This window comes from Serratia odorifera (assembly GCF_041448735.1).
GTDB lineage: Bacteria > Pseudomonadota > Gammaproteobacteria > Enterobacterales > Enterobacteriaceae > Serratia_F > Serratia_F odorifera.
On sequence record NZ_JBGMUT010000002.1, the window covers coordinates 39782 to 58275 of the forward strand.

The 18494-nt window shown below is 60.5% G+C and carries 12 protein-coding genes; 7 read left to right on the plus strand and 5 right to left on the minus strand.

The features are described 5' to 3' along the window. Positions 1-44: 44 nt before the first annotated feature. Positions 45-1640, plus strand: a complete 1596-nt coding sequence (locus tag ACCC84_RS06375) for an ABC transporter substrate-binding protein (RefSeq protein ID WP_371901670.1) — start codon at positions 45-47, stop codon at positions 1638-1640. 149 nt (positions 1641-1789) lie between these two features. Here ACCC84_RS06375 and ACCC84_RS06380 read toward each other — a convergent pair whose 3' ends face one another. Then, entirely contained in the window at positions 1790-4087 is a 2298-nt protein-coding gene (locus ACCC84_RS06380; protein WP_371901671.1) for a TonB-dependent siderophore receptor, read from the minus strand. 318 nt (positions 4088-4405) lie between these two features. Here ACCC84_RS06380 and fes point away from each other — a divergent pair, with 318 nt between their 5' ends. From fes to ACCC84_RS06395, 3 genes are all read left to right on the plus strand, one after another. Beyond that, positions 4406-5791: an enterochelin esterase gene (gene fes / locus ACCC84_RS06385; protein WP_071586664.1), complete on the plus strand. Its 1386-nt coding sequence runs from the start codon at positions 4406-4408 to the stop codon at positions 5789-5791. Continuing rightward, positions 5766-5972, plus strand: a complete 207-nt coding sequence (locus ACCC84_RS06390) for an MbtH family protein (protein ID WP_004960192.1) — start codon at positions 5766-5768, stop codon at positions 5970-5972. Before fes ends, ACCC84_RS06390 begins: the two co-directional genes overlap by 26 nt. A gap of 191 nt (positions 5973-6163) precedes the next feature. Next, complete coding sequence (locus ACCC84_RS06395) at positions 6164-10060, plus strand: enterobactin synthase subunit F (RefSeq protein WP_371901894.1); 3897 nt, start codon at positions 6164-6166, stop codon at positions 10058-10060. 87 nt (positions 10061-10147) lie between these two features. Here ACCC84_RS06395 and ACCC84_RS06400 read toward each other — a convergent pair whose 3' ends face one another. The 3 genes from ACCC84_RS06400 to fepD are packed head-to-tail and all read right to left on the minus strand — an operon-like array spanning position 10148 to position 13043. Continuing rightward, entirely contained in the window at positions 10148-10948 is an 801-nt protein-coding gene (locus ACCC84_RS06400; RefSeq protein WP_004960196.1) for an ATP-binding cassette domain-containing protein, read from the minus strand. Then, entirely contained in the window at positions 10945-11970 is a 1026-nt protein-coding gene (gene fepG, locus ACCC84_RS06405; RefSeq protein ID WP_273872302.1) for an iron-enterobactin ABC transporter permease, read from the minus strand. The genes ACCC84_RS06400 and fepG overlap by 4 nt, the downstream gene beginning before the upstream one ends. Then, entirely contained in the window at positions 11970-13043 is a 1074-nt protein-coding gene (gene fepD, locus ACCC84_RS06410) for a Fe(3+)-siderophore ABC transporter permease (RefSeq protein WP_004960199.1), read from the minus strand. The genes fepG and fepD overlap by 1 nt, the downstream gene beginning before the upstream one ends. 135 nt (positions 13044-13178) lie before the next feature. Between fepD and entS the strand changes: the two genes are divergently transcribed. Further along, complete coding sequence (gene entS / locus ACCC84_RS06415; RefSeq protein ID WP_371901672.1) at positions 13179-14423, plus strand: enterobactin transporter EntS; 1245 nt, start codon at positions 13179-13181, stop codon at positions 14421-14423. A gap of 78 nt (positions 14424-14501) precedes the next feature. Here the strand turns inward: entS and fepB are convergent, their stop codons facing one another. After that, entirely contained in the window at positions 14502-15455 is a 954-nt protein-coding gene (gene fepB / locus ACCC84_RS06420) for a Fe2+-enterobactin ABC transporter substrate-binding protein (RefSeq protein ID WP_004960201.1), read from the minus strand. A gap of 202 nt (positions 15456-15657) precedes the next feature. On the opposite strand from fepB, the gene ACCC84_RS06425 reads away from it, so the two are divergent. Together ACCC84_RS06425 and ACCC84_RS06430 are read left to right on the plus strand one after the other, a co-directional pair. After that, positions 15658-16860 (plus strand): isochorismate synthase, encoded by a 1203-nt coding sequence (locus tag ACCC84_RS06425; RefSeq protein WP_004960202.1) that lies wholly within the window; start codon positions 15658-15660, stop codon positions 16858-16860. A 5-nt stretch (positions 16861-16865) separates the two neighbouring features. Next, the gene (locus ACCC84_RS06430; RefSeq protein WP_004960203.1) at positions 16866-18494 is read left to right on the plus strand and encodes a (2,3-dihydroxybenzoyl)adenylate synthase; all 1629 of its coding nucleotides are present in this window, start codon (positions 16866-16868) and stop codon (positions 18492-18494) included.

Genomic DNA, 18494 nt, shown 5'->3' on the forward strand with positions numbered 1-18494 from the left:
CCCTGTTTTATTGGTATCCATTGGGATACCACTGGGGAAATGAGATGACGAGCATAAAAGTAAGATTTACCTTGGCTCTGTTGGCGCTGGCGACCGCCGGCAGCATACAGGCCAAAACGCTGGTGTTTTGTTCTGAAGGATCGCCGGAAGGTTTCAATCCGCAGTTGTTTACTTCTGGCACCACGGTAGACGCCAGTTCGGCGGCGATTTACAACCGGCTGGTGGACTTTAAAACCGGCACCGTGGAATTGCAGCCCAGCCTGGCAGAACGTTGGGAGGTCAGTGCTGACGGCAAAAACTACACCTTCCATCTGCGTCAGGGGGTCAAGTTCCACAGCAATAAGTACTTTACGCCGACCCGCGATTTCAACGCCGATGACGTGATCTTTTCGTTCATGCGGCAAAAAGATCCCCAACATCCTTATCACAAGGTATCCAACGGCGCTTACACCAACTTTGAATCGATGGAGTTTGGCAGTCTGATCAACGCGATCGTCAAGGTTGACGAGCATACGGTACGCTTTGAGCTTTCGCGCGCCGAAGCGCCGTTTATTGCCGATTTGGGCATGTATTTTGCCACCATTCTCTCCGCCGAATATGCCGATGCGATGCTAAAGGCCGGCACCCCGCAGCGGGTGGATAACGATCCCATCGGCACCGGGCCGTTCCAGTTGCAGCAATACCAGCATGACGCCAAAATCCTCTATAAAGCGTTTGACGGCTACTGGGAAGGCAGGCCGCAGATCGACCGGCTGGTGTTTTCGATCACCCCGGATGCGGCGGTGCGCTATGCCAAATTGCAGAAGAACGAATGCCAGGTGATGCCGTTCCCAAACCCGGCCGATCTGGCGCGCATGCGGGCGGATAACAACATTACGCTGATGGAAAAGTCAGGGTTGAACATCGGTTTTCTGGCATTTAACACCCAGAAAAAACCGCTGGATAACGTCAAGGTTCGCCAGGCGCTGGCGTTGGCGGTGAACAAACCGGCGATCCTCGAGGCGGTATTCCACGGTGCCGGCCAGCCGGCAAAAAACCTGCTGCCGCCGACCCAGTGGGGCAGCAATAGCGCGCTTGAGGATTATCCTTACTCGCCGCAAAAGGCCAGACAACTCCTGCAGGAAGCCGGTTTGGGGCAGGGGTTCGCCATTGATTTATGGGCGATGCCGGTGCAGCGCCCCTACAATCCGAATGCCAAGCGCATGGCGGAGATGATCCAGTCAGACTGGGCGAAAATCGGCGTGCGTGCCACGATTGTGACCTTCGAATGGGGGGAGTATCTGCAGCGTATCAAGAATGGTGAACACCAGACTGCGTTGATGGGCTGGACCACCGCCAACGGTGACCCGGACAACTTCTTCGGCCCGCTGTTTACCTGCGTTTCCGCCAACGGCGGTTCAAACTCGGCCAAATGGTGTTACCCGCCGTTTGATCGGCTGATCTTGCAGGCGCGTAAAGAAACCGACCATGCCAAACGGCTAGCGATGTACCAGCAGGCGCAGGTAATGATGCATCAGCAGATGCCAGCGCTGATGATTGCGCATTCGACCATTTTTGAACCCGTGCGCAACGAGGTGAAAGGGTATGAAATCGATCCGTTCGGCAAGCATATTTTCAAGCAGGTATCGCTGGGGCAGTGAAGCCAGCGCGGGTTGACGACGAGCTTGCCAATCGTTGCGCCGCAAGGGGGCACGCCGGTTGTCGGTTATCCTGATGGGGTGCATTAGCCCGTAAAAAAGCCGGTCGGAGGCCAGACCGGCTTTTACTTTTCACCCTTTTCAATCAACCGTCAGAAATGGGTATTGACGCTTAAATAGTAGGTGCGACCCGGTTCGTTATAGGTCGCGGCGCCGGCGCCGGCAATATTGATCGCGCCGGTGGTCGGGTTGCCGACGTTTTGCGCGTTGCCAGCACGGAACTGACGTTTGTCGAACAGGTTTTCGATGCCGGCGGTGACGTCAACGTTTTTGCTCAGCGTATAGGTGGCGCTGGCGCCAACGATGGCATACGGGCTGACCTCTCGGGTTTCCGTGCCGGTGGTCGGTTCCCCTTTATAGTTGTACTTCTTCGGCTTCTGGCGACCGTACCAGGTCAGGGTCGACTGCATCGACAGATCTTCCGTGGCCTGCCAGCTCAGGGTCGAGTTGATGGTGAACTTCGGGATCACCGACAGGTAATCACCGGTGGTTTTGTTCTCGTTCTCGATCATGTAAGTGGCGTTGTTGGTCCAGGCTATGGTATCGCTGACCGGGATGTTCAGCGTACCTTCCAACCCTTGAACTACCGCCTTGGGCACGTTTTCCCAGCGATAGATATCGGTTTTACCGTTGCTGGTCTGGCCGACCGGCGTGTAACCGGCTTCAATCTTGTTGCGGTAGTCGTTACGGAAGTAGGTCACGCCGGCCAGCCAGCCGCCGTTATGGAACTCCAGCCCGATCTCTTTGTTAACGCTGTTTTCCGCTTTCAGGTCATCGTTGCCGACCAGGTAGCAGCCGATGCCCGTGGAACTGTTGGCACAACCCTGACCCTTGCTGTACAACACGTAATTTTCATTGGTCTGGAACAGGTTAGGTGCTTTGTAAGCGCGCGCAATGCCCATTTTCAGCGTGAAGTACTCGCCCAATTCCTGCGACAGGTTGAGCGACGGGCTCCAGTTATCGCCGGAAACCGAGTGACGATCGTAGCGCATGCCTGGCGTCAGCATGGTGGTGTCGGTCAGTTCGATATTGTCTTCGGCAAACAGCGAGAAAATACGCGCAGAAGAGTAGGGGCTACGATCCGCACTGCTGATGCCGTCAATGTCGCCGCCTTGCAGCGCCTGGCTGACTACCGAGCTGCTCTTCATCTTCTGCTGGTTCCACTCGGCACCGAAGGTGGCGGTTTGTGGTACCCACATATCGAAAGGCAGGCTGATTTCACTGTGCAACAGCACATCATCCAGATCGCTGTTGCTATAACCGGCATCACTTTCATTGAAGATCCCCTCGGTACCGCCGGCCAGACCTTCGTTCAAGCGCGAATTACGGGTGTTCTCGTATTGTACGTAGTTGTTGGTGCTGACCCCGTTGTCCCAGGCCCCCTGATATTTCACGGAGTAGGTTTCACGGTACATGCGGTTGGTCTCTTCGCCGTACATGCTTTTTACCAAATTATTGCTATTGGTGTTCTGGGTATCGCCGGCGTACAGGTTGCCCTGACGACCATAGCCGTACTCAAACTCCAGCGATTGCAGGTAGGCGAAATCCCAGTGCAGCAGGGCGTCGATATTTTTGTCGATCACCCCTTCGCGGCCAGCTGGCAGGCTGTCGGAATAAATACCGACGCGCTCGGACTGGTGACCCTGGTTGATATCCCAGGCGTCGGCCTGCGTTTTGCTGTAGCCGCCGAACAGGCGAAAGCTCAGGGTGTCGCTCAGCGGGCCGGAGAGGCTAAAGTCGGTACGTTTGGTGGAACCTTCCTGCTTGTGTTGCGGCACGTTGAAATAGGCATTCAACGCACCGTGCAACTCCTGAGTCTGTTTCTTGGTGATGATGTTGACCACGCCACCCGCCGCGCCATTACCGTAACGCGCCGCCGCCGGGCCGCGCAGCACTTCGATGCGCTCGATCATTTCCGGCGGCACCCAGGCGGTGTCGCCACGGGTGTCACGCTCGCCGCGCCACCCCTGGCGTACCGAGTTGCGGCTTGAGGCCGGCTTGCCGTCGATCAGGATCAGGGTGTTTTCCGGTCCCATGCCGCGGATATCGATCTGGCGGTTGTTACCGCGCTGCCCGCTGGTGGAGTTGCCGGTCAGGTTAACGCCCGGCATGGTGCGGATCAGTTCGTTGATGTCGCGCGCCGGGGGACGTTTTTTGATTTCGGCGGCGGTGATGGTGGAAACACCGGGGGCCTGCAGGTTCTGCTTGGCGGCGGTGACCAGAATGGTGTCTTCGGCGGGTTTTGCCTGATTATTGTTGCCGACGCTGGTGGCTTCCGCTTCCGCTTCGGCGCTGGGGCTGGTTTGCTGTGCGGCATGTGCAATTGCGGACGTGCCTAATCCCAACCCGATGACTGTGGCTAGGGAATAACGAGATAACTTGCGAGTCATTTTTAATTTCCTACCGTGTTGTCGCCCCCGTGCGCCAGCGCTGAAGCCGGCAGGGGGAGCCGGTTGTCGTTTTTATATCGTCATTAATGGTGTGGATCTGACTACGCCGGAGACGCGACCAGCAGCCGATCCGATGCGAATTCAGGTACCCGTCCCTGTTGAAGAATACCTGCCTTCTTTACGAGCCTTTACACACTATTGCAAATGAAAATAATTATCAATAGTATTCGTTCTACCGTTCGTTTGCATTCGGGAGAGCGTCAGCCGCTATCCGCTGCTGCCTCACCCGTTATGCCAACTACCAAGTGAGTGGGTGTCTTGAAAACTGAACAGCAGTCAGCAAGCAGTACGTTATTAGCAAGCAAACAAGCAGGGAGCCATGGCTGGTGGCTGGAGATTGCCCGACGCGGTACGCCGCTGGTGGAGCCGAGCGACAATGGCCGATGGAAGGTAACGTTTTTGTGGCGCGATCCCCAGGGATGCGAGATGACTTCAGCCCACCAGCGCGTCTGGATCAACATCAATTGCCTGACCGATCACCATCAGCCGAATCCGCCGCAGAGTCTGCAACGCCTGAGCGGCAGCGACGTATGGTACTGGCAAACCGAATTGAGCGCCGACTGGCGCGGCAGCTACTGTTTTATTCCCTGTCTGGATCATCGCCCGCTGCGGGCAGAGGGCGGCGATGCGTACGCCATGATGCACGCGATGCGCCACTGGTGGCATCAGGTATTTGCCAGTGCCACGCACGATCTGTTGAATCCCTACCGTTCCTGGTGCAGTGCCGGCGGCAATGTGGTTTCCGGGCTGCATATGCCGTCAGCGCCGCCGCAGTCGGCCTGGCACGATTTCGACAATTATGAGGTAGCCAGCGCCCGCTGCGTGCCGGCGCCGCCGGCGCGTCTGCAGCGTCATACCTGGCATAGCCAGCGTCTCGGCAATAGCCGTAACGTCTGGGTCTACACCACCGGCGACAGCAACCCGGCGCAGCGGCCGCTGGCGATATTGCTCGACGGTCAGTTTTGGGCGCAGCAGATGCCGGTCTGGGATCCGCTGATGAAACTGACGCAGCAGGGCCAGTTGCCGGCCGCGGTATATGTGCTGATCGACATTATCGATTTGCCGCACCGCAGTCGCGAGCTTGGCTGCAATTCGCAGTTCTGGCTGGCGTTGCAGGAAGAGCTGATGCCGCAGCTGGCCGAATGGGCGCCGCACCGCGCGGATGCCGCCAGTACCGTGGTTGCCGGTCAGAGTTTTGGCGGTCTTGCTTCCCTGTATGCCGGGTTGAACTGGCCACAGCGTTTTGGTGCGGTGATCAGCCAGTCCGGTTCTTTCTGGTGGCCGCGACGCGATATGTTGCAACTGCCTACGCCGCCGGAAGACGCCTGCTGGCTGACTCGCCAGGTTGAAAGCGGCCTCGGCAATCATGGCGCGCTGAAGGTGTTTATGGAGGCTGGCGTGCATGAACCGCTGGTGCATCAGGTCAGCGGCCAGATGGCGACGCTGCTGAGCCAGGCTGGGCATCGGGTGCAGTATCGGGCGGTGGCCGGCGGCCACGACGCGCTGTGCTGGCGCGGCGGCCTGCTCGACGGTTTGCAGGCCCACTGGCGCGAGCCGTTTGTCACCGGCCATCAGGCCACACCAATTGCCACTTCTGGGATGATGCAAGGAGCCCGTGATGGAAACCCTCAACCCGTTCGATGATCCACAACAATGCTGCCTGATCGTGCGCAACGCCGAACAGCAATACAGCCTATGGCCGGATTTCTGCGCACTGCCGCCCGGCTGGAACAGCGTATTCGGCCCGGCACCGCGCGCGCAGTGCGTCAGCTGGCTGGAAGATAATTGGCAGGACATGCGGCCCGCATCACAGCGTCAGGCGTGACGGGCTGATGCCCGTCGTATCACGGGCTGCCTGCCGGCGTTGCCCCGTTCAGCGACAGTTTGCATCTGGATAAGGATGGCTTTCATTGCCGTCTCGATGCTGCCCGCAGTCGTCAGGGTATACCAACCATAGGAATCAGTACGGTGTCAGAAACATCAACTTTACCGGCCGACCACGCGCTGTGCGTCGACATGCCGTTGGTCGCGGCGCAACCGGGTATTTGGGTTGCCGATCAGATTTCACCGCATGGCAATGCCTATGCGGTAGCGCATTATATTGAGCTTAACGGCGAGCTGGACCCGAACTGTCTGCTGCGCGCCATCGCATTGGGATTGAACGAAGTGGACACCCTGCGACTGCGTTTTGACGAGTGCGACGGGGTACCGCGGCAATCGTTTGATGCGGGCATGGCGATTGACGCGCCGGAATATCTCGATCTGACCGCTTCGGCGGATCCCGCCGCCGCTGCCACAGCGCTGATGCAGCGCGATCTTGCCGGCGAACTGCGCGTCAGCAGTGGAAAACCACTGTATCGTCACCTGCTGATGCGGGTGGCAGAGCGCCGCTGGTACTGGTATCAGCGCTATCACCACCTGCTGGTGGATGGCTTTAGCTTTACCGCCATTGCCCGGCGCATCGCCAATATCTATAGCCGTTTGCGCCATGACCAACCGCTGGAACCTACGCCGTTTACGCCATTTGGTGATGTGGTGGCTGAATACCAGGCTTACCGTCAGTCTGCCGGCTGGCAGCGTGATGCCGATTTCTGGCGTAATAAGGCGCGCCAACTGCCGCCGGCGGCCACGCTGTGCGCGCAACCGCTGGCGGGGCAGGTGCCGACCACCCGCATTCATCGTCTGAGTCAGATCTGCACGGCGGCGGCGTTCGCGCCGCTGGTGGATGCCGGGCGCGAGCAACAGCTGAATGCGGCGGATATGGCGATCGCCCTGTTGGCGCTGTGGGTGTCGCGCCTTAGCGGTCAGCCGAGCTTCAGCGCCGGATTTATCTTTATGCGCCGTACCGGCTCGGCCGCGTTGTGCGCCACCGGGCCGGTGATTAACGTCTTGCCGATGGAACTGCACCTCGATCCGCAAGCCACCTTGGCGGATGCGGCGGCGAAAATCAGTCGCGAACTGAAAACGCTGCGTCGTCACCAGCGTTATGACGCGGAGCAGGTACAGCGCGATCTGGGGCACGTAGGCGATGCCCAGCCGCTGTATGGCACGGTGTTCAACTTTAAGATGTTCGATTACCAGCTCGACTTTGACGGTATTGCCGGCATCACCCACGATCTGGCTTCCGGGCCGGTACGCGATCTGGAAATTGCCCTGTTTATCGACCAGGACGGCCAATTGAAAGTGGAGTTGCTGGCGAATGCCGAACGTTACCAGCGCGATGAGTTGGCGGCGCATTTGCAGCGACTGCCGCTGCTGATGCGTCAGTTTGGCGAGCAGCCGCAGTTGCCGGTCGGCGAGGCGGATTTGCTGACCGCCGACGATCGTGCGCTGCTGAGCCGCGTCAACGATACCGCACATCCGCTACCGACACAGACGTTGAGCGGCCTGCTGGCGCAACAGGCGCGCCAGACGCCGGACGCACCAGCGCTGTCTGACGCACATTTCCGCTTCAATTACCGTGAAACCCGCCAACAGGTCAGCGCGCTGGCGCGCCAGTTGAGCGCACAGGGCGTGCGGCCGGGCGACATCGTTGCCGTGGCGTTGCCGCGTTCGGTGTTCCTGTCGCTGGCGCTGATGGCGATTGTCGAAGCCGGCGCCGCCTACCTGCCGCTGGATACCGGTTACCCGGACGAGCGTCTGCGCATGATGCTGGAAGACGCCGCGCCGCGGCTGATCGTCACTAATCCGGCACAGCAGGCGCGCTTTACCGGTCAGGGCGAGATCCTGCTGTACGATGCGCCGCTGGCGGCCGACCATGCGGCCGACGTGATGGTGAACGGGCCGACGCCACATCATCCGGCTTATATTATCTTTACCTCGGGGTCTACCGGGCGGCCGAAGGGGGTCTTGGTCGGTCATCAGGCTATCGTCAACCGCCTGTTGTGGATGCAAAACCACTATCCGTTGAGGGCGGACGACGTGGTATTGCAGAAAACGCCGTGCAGTTTCGACGTGTCGGTATGGGAATTCTTCTGGCCGCTGATGGTGGGCGCGCAGTTAGTGATGGCGCCGCCGGAAGCGCACCGCGATCCACAACGCTTGCAGCAGTTGATTGCACGTCATGGCGTCACGACTCTGCATTTCGTACCGTCGATGCTGGCGGCGTTCGTCAGCGCGCTGGACAGTGACCAGGCGGTTGCCCAGTGCGCTCGGCTGCGCCAGGTATTTTGCAGCGGTGAGGCGCTGCCGGCCGAGCTGTGCCGTCTGTGGCAAAGTCGTACCGGCGTGCCGCTGCACAATCTGTATGGCCCGACCGAGGCGGCGGTGGACGTCAGTTGGCACCCGGCCTGGGGCGAGTCCCTGGCGGCGGTGAGCGGTGCCAACGTGCCGATTGGCCTGCCGGTGTGGAATACCGGTTTGCGCATCCTCGATGCGCGTCTGCGGCCGGTGCCACCTGGCGTGGCTGGCGATCTGTATCTGACCGGCGTGCAGTTGGCGCACGGCTATCTGGGGCGGCCTGAATTGACCGCCAGCCGTTTTGTCGCCGATCCGTTCGGTGATGGCGGTCGCATGTACCGCACCGGCGACGTGGCCCGCTGGCTGCCGAATGGCGCGGTGGAATATCTGGGCCGTAGCGATGACCAGTTGAAAATCCGCGGACAGCGCATCGAACTCAGCGAGATCGACCATGCGTTGTTGTCGCTGCCGGGGGTACGGCAGGCGGTCGCCCATGCGCTGGTGCTGGACGGTACGCCGACGGATACCGGCGGCGATGCGCGTCAACTGGTAGGCTACCTGGTGGCGCAGCCGGGCGTTAGCCTGGCGCTGGATGCGTTGCGCAGCGCGTTGAGCGAGCGGTTACCCGCGCATATGGTACCGGTTGCGCTGGTAGAGCTGGCCGAATTGCCGCTGAGCGCCAACGGCAAGCTGGATCGCAAGGCGTTGCCACAGCCGCAAAGCGGTTGCCGCAGCGCCGGCCGTGACGCGGAACCGGGGTTGGAAAGCGCCATTGCCGCGGTCTTCGCCCGTTTGCTGCAACGCGAACAGGTTTTTGCCGATGATGATTTCTTCGCATTGGGCGGCCACTCGTTGCTGGCGATGCGTCTGGCGGCGGAATTGCGGCGCGATCTCGGCAAAGCGGTGTCGGTCGGCCAGGTGATGGTGGCGTCGAGAGTGGAACAGCTGGCGCAACTGCTGGCGGAAGAGCGCACGCAGGAAGAGGCCGACCGCTGTGGTTTCGAACGCGTGCTGCCCCTGCGCATTACCGATGGCCCGACGCTGTTCTGTCTGCATCCGGCCTCCGGTTTTTCCTGGCAGTTCAGCGTGCTGCCACGCTATATCGACCAGCACTGGTCACTGGTCGGCATTCAATCGCCACGGCCGGACGGCCCGCTGGCGGTGAGCGAAGACATGGATCAGGTTTGCGATGCGCATCTGGCCACGGTGTTGGCGGTGCAACCACATGGCCCGTACCACTTTATCGGTTATTCGCTGGGGGGCACGCTGGCGCAGGGTATTGCCGCGCGGCTGCAGGCGCGTGGCGAACAAGTGGCATTTCTCGGCCTGCTGGACACCTATCCGCCGGAAACCCAGAACTGGGATGTGATGCTGGACGACAATGTGCTGAAAGAAGTCCAGCGCGAACGCGAGCAGTTCCTGGCGGTATCGCAAGACACGCTGGATCCGGCGCTGGGGGACGCCCGGGTAGCGATGTTTGACAATATCGAGGCCAACTACGCGGATTCGGTGCGCCTGCTGTCCCATACCCATACCGCCAGTTTCAGCGGGCAGGCGACGCTGTTTGTCGCCAAGCGCACTTTGCAGCAGGGGATGGATGTGCAACAAACCTGGGCGCGCTACGTGGATGCGCTGCAGGTACACGAACTGGACTGCGCGCACGTCGACATCGTATCGCCGGCATCGTTCAAGGTGTTGGGGCCGTTGCTCAACCGCGTGCTACGGGCATTATAACGCCCGTACGCGCTGAGTGAAGCGGGTGCCCGCCGACCGATAAAAAGGGCTGAAGTATATTCAGCCCTTTTTTGCGTCTGTGCTGGCTTATTTGCCCAACGGCACCACCAGCGGCGTGTGCGACACCGGATCGTCAATGATCATGCATTTCAGTCCGTACACGTCTTCGATCAGTTCCGGCGTGACAATGTCTTTTGGCGCGCCTTCTGCGATCACCTTGCCGCCGCGCATGGCAATCAAGTGCGTTGCATAGCGACAGGCGTGGTTCAAATCATGCAGCACGACCACCAGGGTATGGCCATTGTCGCGGTTCAAGCGACGCATCAATTCCAGCAGATCGATCTGATGCGCGATGTCCAGCCAGGTGGTCGGTTCGTCCAGCAACAGCAGTGGCGTCTGTTGGGCCAGCACCATGGCGATCCAGACGCGCTGGCGTTGGCCGCCAGACAGGGTATCGACCGCCAGTTCGGCCAGTTCGGCCACGCCGGTTGCCTGCATCGCCTCGGTGACCGCCTGCTGATCTTCCGCCCGCCAACGGCTGAACAGACGCTGGTGCGGATAACGGCCGCGCGCCACCAGATCGAACACCGTGATATCGCCAGGCGCGATCGAGCTTTGCGGCAGCAATCCCAACTGGCGGGCTACCTCTTTGGTGGCGTACTCGCCAATCAGTTTGCCGTTCAGCCATACAGCGCCAGCCTGTGGTTGCAACAGACGGCTGAGGGTACGCAGCAGCGTGGATTTCCCGCAGGCGTTTGGGCCGATAATCACCGTCAGTTCCCCCTGCGGGATGGACACTGAAAGGTTATGCGCCACGGTTTTTTTGTCATAGCCCAGCGTCAGGTTTTCGGCGCGCAGCGGCGCGGATAAAGGCGTTTCAGCATTCATTTTTTTCGCGACTCACGGATTAATAGCCAAATCAGATAGATGCCGCCGATGCTGACGGTCAGTGCGCCGACCGGCAGTTGATACGGCATAAACAGCCGCTGTGCGGTTACGTCGGCCGCCAGCAGCAGCAGCGCGCCGGTCAGCGCGGTTAACAGCAGCACCTGACGGTTGGCGCACAGGCGGCGGGCAATTTGCGGCGCCACCAGCGCAATAAAGGAGATCGGACCGGCGACGGCGGTGGCCGCAGCGGTCAGCAATACCGCAATCAGCAGCAGTAAAATGCGTGAACGTTCAACCGCCACGCCAAGCGCGCAGGCGGCGTCATCACCCATTTCCAGCAGGCGCATGCGGCGTGACAACGCCATCAGCAGCAGTGCACAGACGGCGATCACCAACATCACCGGCTGGCTTTTGGCCCAGGTGACGCCGTTAAGCGAACCGGCGCTCCATAATCCGGCGGTCATCGCCGATTCCAGCGAGGCGGTGATAATCAACCAGGTATTGGCGCCCACCAGCAGCGCGCGCACCGCAATGCCGACGATAATCAGCCGGAAGGCCTCGATGCCATTGCGCCATGCCAACAGGTAAATCAGCGCCGCGGTTAACAGGCCACCGATCAACGCGCCGGAGGTGATGCCAAGTACGCCACCGTTGAACAGCACCACCGCTACCAGCACGCCGCTGTAGGCACCGGTATTGAAACCGATAACATCCGGGCTGCCGAGCGGATTGCGCAGCAACGACTGGAAAATGGCGCCGCTGATGCCGAGTGCGGCGCCCAATATCAGCGCCATCGCTACGCGTGGCAAGCGCCATTGGCTGACGATCACCGTTAAATTGGCCGGTCCTTCGCCGCGCAGTGCGTCGATCACCTGTAACGCGCTGAGCGACAGGGTACCGGAACCGAGCGCGTAAATGGCCAGGCTGGCGCAAGCGAACAGCAGCGCCAGCGGGGTCAGCGTCGCGCGTGACAGGCGGGCAGGGTGCGACGGGCGCATCAGACGGGTAGCATGCAGCGACATCAGCAACTCCTGCGGAACATGTGGCGCTGGCGAACCAGGGCGATCAACACCGGGGCGCCGAGCAATGCGGTTACGATCGAGACCCGCAGTTCGCCGGCCACCAGGAAGCGACCGAGCAAGTCGGCGCCGAGAAGCAGAATGGGGGTCAGTACCAGCGTCCACGGCAGGATCCAGTGCAGTTCCGAACCGGCCAGACGGCGCGCGACGTGCGGCATCATCAGGCCGACGAAGGCGATTGGCCCGACGGCGGCGGTGGCGCTGCCGCACAGCAGGGTGATCGCCAGCAGGCCGAGCAATTGGGTGCGCACGATACCGGTGCCCAGCGCGGTGGCCAGTTCGCTACCCATGCTCAGGCTGTTGAGCGCCTTGGTCATCCACAGGGCGATCAGCGTACCGAGCACAATTGGCAGGGTGACGGTGCGTACCACCTGCATGTTCTGGATATCCAGCGAACCGGCCTGCCAGAAGCGCAGTTGATCGAACGTTTGAGGGTTGAGCAGCGCAATGCCGGAGGTCATGCCTTCCAGCACCGCGCCGAGCGCGACGCCTGCCAGCGTCAGGCGAATCGGGTTCAATGTACTACGCCCCAGCGCGCCGACCAGCGCCACCAAGAGCGTCGCGCCCAGCGCGCCGGCAAAGGCGAACCACAGGTATTGGTCGATGTCGGCGGCGCCAAACAGCGTAATGCCGAGCACCACGGCAAAGCCGGCACCGGCATTAACGCCGAGAATGCCAGGGTCGGCCAGCGGGTTGCGCGTCAGGGTTTGCATCAGCGCGCCGGCCAGCCCGAGCGCGATACCGGCCAACAGCCCCACCAGCGTGCGCGGCAGTCGTGCATTGGTGACGATCGTGCAGTCGACGCCGCTGCATTGGCCATTGAGGGCCTGCAGCACGGTGGTGAAGGGAATTGGCTTTGCGCCCAGCGACAGGCTGAGCGCCATCATCAGCAATAGCGTCAGTAATGCCAGTACCAGGCCGTACAGCCTGCGGCGGAAAGCGCGTGTGGTGCCGAATATCAGGCGCTCCTGCGAGGGATGTGAGGAGTGCGAACCATTGTGTGTAAGCCGGAACATGGCAACCCATTATTCAATTGAATATAAATGATATTTATTATCATTATTGATTGTATTCATCTATGGTAGCATGACTCGCTGGCGCAATGCAGCAGCAAGCACGCAATCCCTTTTAAAAGTTGTGGTGATAGACAAATGAGTAAGCCCTCGATTTTGCTTGATTTTGGTCTGCTCAAGACCAATCGGGCGTTCCGTGCCGTGTTCTGCGCACGTTTTATTTCCATTTTGGCGTTGGGATTGATGGCCATCGCGATACCGGTGCAGATTCAGGCGTTGACCGGCTCAACGCTGCTGGTCGGTCTGGCGGTTACCTTGGCCGGCAGCGGCATGTTTGCCGGGCTGTTGATGGGCGGTGTACTGGCGGATCGCTACGAACGCCGTCGCCTGATCCTGTTTGCGCGTTCAACCTGTGGCATCGGCTTTGTCGGCATGTGCATCAATGCCGCATTGCCAACCCCATCGCTGGTGGCGATCTATCTGTTATCGGTGTGGGATGGCTTCTTTGGCGCCGTCGGCGTGACGGCGCTGCTGGCTGCGACACCGGCGTTGGTTGGGCGGGAAAACATTGTCCAGGCCGGCGCCATCAGTATGCTGACGGTGCGTTTTGGATCGATCCTGTCGCCGGCGGTGGGCGGGTTGGTGATAGCCCATGCCGGCGTGGCGTGGAACTACGGTCTGGCAGCGTTGGGCACCTTGCTGACGCTGATGCCACTGCTACGTCTGCCGCAGCTGATGCCGCCGCCACAGCCGCGCGAGCACCCGCTGAAAGCGCTGGCAGGTGGCTTTGCCTTTCTGTTCCAGAATAAAGTGATCGGTATGGTGGCGCTGATCGGCGCGCTGCTGACCATGGCCAGTGCGGTGCGTATCCTCTACCCGGCGCTGGCGGGCGACTGGCTGGTCGGCGCTTCCAGCCTGGGCCTGATGTATGCGGCGGTACCGCTCGGCGCGGCGATTGGCGCCTTTACCAGCGGTCGGGTGGCGCATCTGGCACGGCCTGGCTGGATGATGCTGATGACTGCGATAGCGGCGTTCGTCGCCATTGGTTTGTTTGGTTTGATGCCGTGGTACGGGGCGGCGCTGGCGTGCCTGGTGGCATTCGGTTACCTGAGCGCGGTGAATTCGCTGCTGCAATACGGGCTGATCCAGAGCCTGACGCCGGACGCCTTCCTCGGGCGCATCAATGGGCTGTGGACCGCGCAGAACGTGGTGGGTGATGCCCTGGGCGCGTTGCTGCTGGGGGCGATGGGAGCGTATATGTTGCCGGCGATGACCTCGACCAGCTTTGGCTTTGGCGCCGCGGTGCTCGGCGTGCTGCTGGTGTTCGCCATGCGTGGATTACGTCTGGTGACGCTCGACAAACCGCAGGTGACGCAAGCCTGATGTCAGCGAGCTCAAGCTGCGCCGGATAGCCCGAATAGCCTGACGGCAAGGCGATTCGGGCGCTACCCGCCAGTCTGGCTAACGTGAGTGGATGAACAGTTTTTCTAATCGCGTCAGCAAGTTGCTGGCGCTGTAGTAATCCAGACGAAAGGTATCATTGCCCAGCGCGTAGACCCGCTTGTTTTGCACCGCAGGCAGGTGCGTCAGGAAGGTATTTGCCATCAAGCGCTCGGCGTCGCCGTCATCGTTGGCGAACAGCAACAGCGTTTGGCCGTTAAGACTACCCGCCAGATTTTCCCCGCTCAGTTGAATAATGTCCTTGCGCACGCCCTGGCTGGTGCTGCCGTGGACGTTGGACGGTGGCTGTGCCAGCGTGAAGCCCAGTTGTTGCAGCATTTCACCCTGCGATGACTCGGCGGTCCACAGGTTGGCGGCCTTGCCGTCGTGGCGAAACACCAATGCGCTGACCGGCTGCGGCGGCAAGGTCATCCGCTGTTTCAGCGCTTGCTCGCGCGCGGCGAAATCGGCGGTCAGCTTGGCAGCCTCGGCGTCGCGCCCGGTGGCATAGCCCAGGTCTGTAGCCAGTTGCTGCCAGCTTTTGTCATCATAATTGACCACCAGCACCGGCGCGATGGCCGATAACTGATCGTATAAGCGCAGGGCGGAATCGCCGCCGGTGGCGGACATCACGATCAGATCCGGCGCTTCGCCGGCTATCGCTTCGGCGTTGGGTTCGCCGATATACAGGCGTTTGACACCGCGCTGTGCGGCGATATCCCCCCATTGCCGGAAGAAGCCTTGTTGGTCGGCCAGCTTACCGTTGGGGCTGGTGGCGCCACTGGCGATCACCGGCGCGCCAATCGCCAGCAGGGTACCGGTGACCGTAACGCTGGTCGAGACAATGCGCGTTGGTGCCTGTGAGAGAGTGACGACGCCATGGGCAGTGTCAATGGTGCGCGGCCACTGGGGAGAGGCGGCGTGCGCAGCGGTGAAGGCGAATAAGGCCAGCCCCAAAAGCAGGATATTCTTCATGTCGGCGTGTTCCTGTCGATTAAATACTAATGCTTATCATTTATCTAGCTAATGCCACACTGTTTATACCATGATTGTGATGGGAAAGAAGTGTTTACGTTTATTGACATAGTAAAATCCGGAGGGTAATTTAGCGCCCGTAAACATAAATGATAATCATTATTATATTGGTTATTATTAGCAAACAATAGAGGGCGTACCGATGGATACAGCCATGAATGGTGCCAAAAACATGCAATCGCACAGCAGTGAAGGGGGTTACCTACCGCCGGATCTCGCTGCCGGTTTCTTTTTCACTTCTCCTTTCCGCAGCCTGAGCACTCAGGGGTGTTTTGCCAAAGTCAGTTTGCCGGCGGTGGGTGGCGACGACGTGAACGGCGAATTTCAGCAGGTGGTGCGCCATGCCTTTGACGAAGCTCGGCTGGCGGGCATCAAGCAGCCGGTGCTGTGTGGCGCCATCCCGTTCGATACCCGACAGCCGTCGTCGTTGTTTATCCCTCGCCAAACCCGCTGGTTCGATCGTAATGCCTTTATGGCCGCGCAAGGGATAGAGCACGCTGCGGCACCGGATATCGCGCATAAAACCGAAGTGCCGGCACAGGCAGCATTTATGCAAATGGTCAGCGATGCGGTGACGGCAACCCGTGCAGGCACGCTGGATAAGGTGGTGCTGTCGCGCCTGTTGGAGATTGAAACCTGCCAGCCGGTCGATCGCCATGCGCTGATGACGCGCATCATTGCGCAGAACCCGAACGGTTTTCACTTCCACGTACCGCTGGCAGACGGCGCATTGCTGGGAGCCAGCCCCGAGCTGCTGCTGCGTAAGACCGGCGCGCAATTTTATTCCAATCCGCTGGCCGGCTCCGCCCGCCGCGAGGCCGATCCACAGCGCGATCGCGAGGTCAGCCAGCAGTTACTGAGCTCCACTAAAGACCATAAAGAGCACCGTTTTGTTACCGAAGGCATGCGCGCAGCGTTAAGCGGCCGTTGCCGTTACCTGCATATTCCCAACGCGCCGGAACTGTTGAGTACCACGACGCTGTGGCACCTGTCGACGCCGATTGACGGCGAAGTGGATCCGCGGCAGGAAAACGCGCTGTCGCTGGCCTGTCTGCTGCATCCGACGCCGGCGCTGTGCGGCACGCCGACCCGGGTGGCGCGTGACCTGATTGCCGAGCTGGAGCCGTTTGATCGCGGCGTATTTGGCGGCATCGTTGGCTGGTGTGACGCCGAGGGCAACGGTGAATGGGTGGTGACCATCCGCTGCGGAACCGTCAGCGGCAATCAGGTACGCCTATTTGCCGGTGCCGGCATTGTGCAGGACTCTTCACCAGAGTCCGAATGGCATGAAACCGGCACCAAGCTCAGCACCATTCTGCGCGCCTTTGGCCTGAATCAAGGATAAGAAACATGAGCATTGCTTTTACGCCCTGGCCGGAGGTCTTTGCCCGGCGTTATCGTGAGCGCGGTTATTGGCTTGATCTGCCCCTGACCGACATCCTCGCCCGCCAGGCTGATAACGACGATATCGCGTTGGTGGATGCGGTCGCCAGCCTCAGCTATCGCCAATTGCACCAGCGGTCGGATCGTCTGGCGGCGGCACTGCTGCGCCGTGGCGTACAACCCGGCGAAACCGCGCTGGTGCAGTTGGGCAACGTGGTTGAATTTTACGTCACCTTCTTTGCCCTGCTGAAAATCGGCGTGGCGCCGGTAAATGCGCTGTTCAGCCATCAGCGCAGCGAGCTGCATGCCTATGCGTCGCAGATCAAGCCGGCAGTGTTGATCGCCGATCGCCTGCACGGTCTGTTCGCCAACGATGATTTCCTGGCCGAGTTCCGTCAGCAGCATCCGTCGCTGCGCGTGGTGGCGTTGCGTAATCAGCCGCACGGCGCGCAGGCGTTGTCGCAGATGCTGGCCGAAGACAGCGCAGGCTTTTGCGCCACGCCGTCTGCCGCCGATCGGGTGGCGTTTTTCCAGCTTTCCGGCGGCAGTACCGGCACGCCGAAACTGATCCCGCGTACTCACAACGATTATTACTACAGCATCCGCCGCAGCGTGGAAATCTGCCATTTTGATCGGCACACGCGCTATCTGTGCGCGCTGCCGGTGGCGCACAACTATCCGATGAGTTCACCCGGCGTGCTGGGGGTGTTGTATGCCGGTGGGGTGGCGGTGTTTGCCGCCGATCCGGATGCGGCCCAGTGCTTCACGCTGATTGAACAGCACCGGATCAACGTTACTGCGCTGGTGCCTCCGGCGGTCACGCTGTGGCTGCAGGCGATCGAAGAGTGGGGCGGCAACCAGCAGTTGACCAGCTTGAAACTGTTGCAGGTTGGCGGCGCCAAACTGGGTGAAACGCTGGCGGCACGCATTCCCGCTGAAATCGGCTGCCAGTTGCAGCAGGTGTTCGGCATGGCAGAAGGGCTGGTTAACTACACTCGACTGGATGACGATCGGCAGCACATTCTTACTACCCAGGGCTGCCCGATGTCGCCCGATGACGAGGTCTGGGTGGCGGACGACGACGGCAATCCGTTGCCGGTTGGGCAGACTGGTCGCCTGATGACGCGCGGCCCTTATACTTTCCGCGGCTACTATCAAAGCCCGCAGCACAATGCCGAAGCCTTCGACGAGAACGGTTTTTACTGTTCCGGCGATCTGATTCGCCTGACCGAAGACGGCTATCTTTGCGTCGAAGGTCGGCAGAAGGACCAGATCAATCGCGGCGGCGAGAAAATTGCCGCCGAAGAAATCGAAAACCTGCTGCTACGTCATCCGGCGGTGATTAACGCCGCGCTGGTTTCCATGCCGGATGCGCTGATGGGCGAGAAAAGTTGCGCCTACGTTATTGCCAGCGAGACGCTTAAGCCGGTGGCGCTGCGGCGCCATCTGCGTGCGCAGGGCGTGGCGGAATTTAAATTGCCAGACCGTTTTGTCCAGGTGGAAAGCCTGCCGCTGACGCCGGTCGGCAAAGTAGACAAAAAACTGCTGCGCCAGCGCCTGGAGGCGCAGCAACCGACTCAGGTCCAGGGAGATTGA

Coding starts and splice junctions, on each gene's coding strand:
- ACCC84_RS06375 (WP_371901670.1), top strand. CDS start 45: ATGACGAGCATAAAAGTAAGATTTACCTTGGCTCTGTTGGCGCTGGCG.
- ACCC84_RS06380 (WP_371901671.1), bottom strand. CDS start 4,087: ATGACTCGCAAGTTATCTCGTTATTCCCTAGCCACAGTCATCGGGTTG.
- ACCC84_RS06390 (WP_004960192.1), top strand. CDS start 5,766: ATGGAAACCCTCAACCCGTTCGATGATCCACAACAATGCTGCCTGATC.
- ACCC84_RS06395 (WP_371901894.1), top strand. CDS start 6,164: ATGCCGTTGGTCGCGGCGCAACCGGGTATTTGGGTTGCCGATCAGATT.
- ACCC84_RS06400 (WP_004960196.1), bottom strand. CDS start 10,948: ATGAATGCTGAAACGCCTTTATCCGCGCCGCTGCGCGCCGAAAACCTG.
- fepG (WP_273872302.1), bottom strand. CDS start 11,970: ATGTCGCTGCATGCTACCCGTCTGATGCGCCCGTCGCACCCTGCCCGC.
- fepD (WP_004960199.1), bottom strand. CDS start 13,043: ATGTTCCGGCTTACACACAATGGTTCGCACTCCTCACATCCCTCGCAG.
- entS (WP_371901672.1), top strand. CDS start 13,179: ATGAGTAAGCCCTCGATTTTGCTTGATTTTGGTCTGCTCAAGACCAAT.
- fepB (WP_004960201.1), bottom strand. CDS start 15,455: ATGAAGAATATCCTGCTTTTGGGGCTGGCCTTATTCGCCTTCACCGCT.
- ACCC84_RS06425 (WP_004960202.1), top strand. CDS start 15,658: ATGGATACAGCCATGAATGGTGCCAAAAACATGCAATCGCACAGCAGT.
- ACCC84_RS06430 (WP_004960203.1), top strand. CDS start 16,866: ATGAGCATTGCTTTTACGCCCTGGCCGGAGGTCTTTGCCCGGCGTTAT.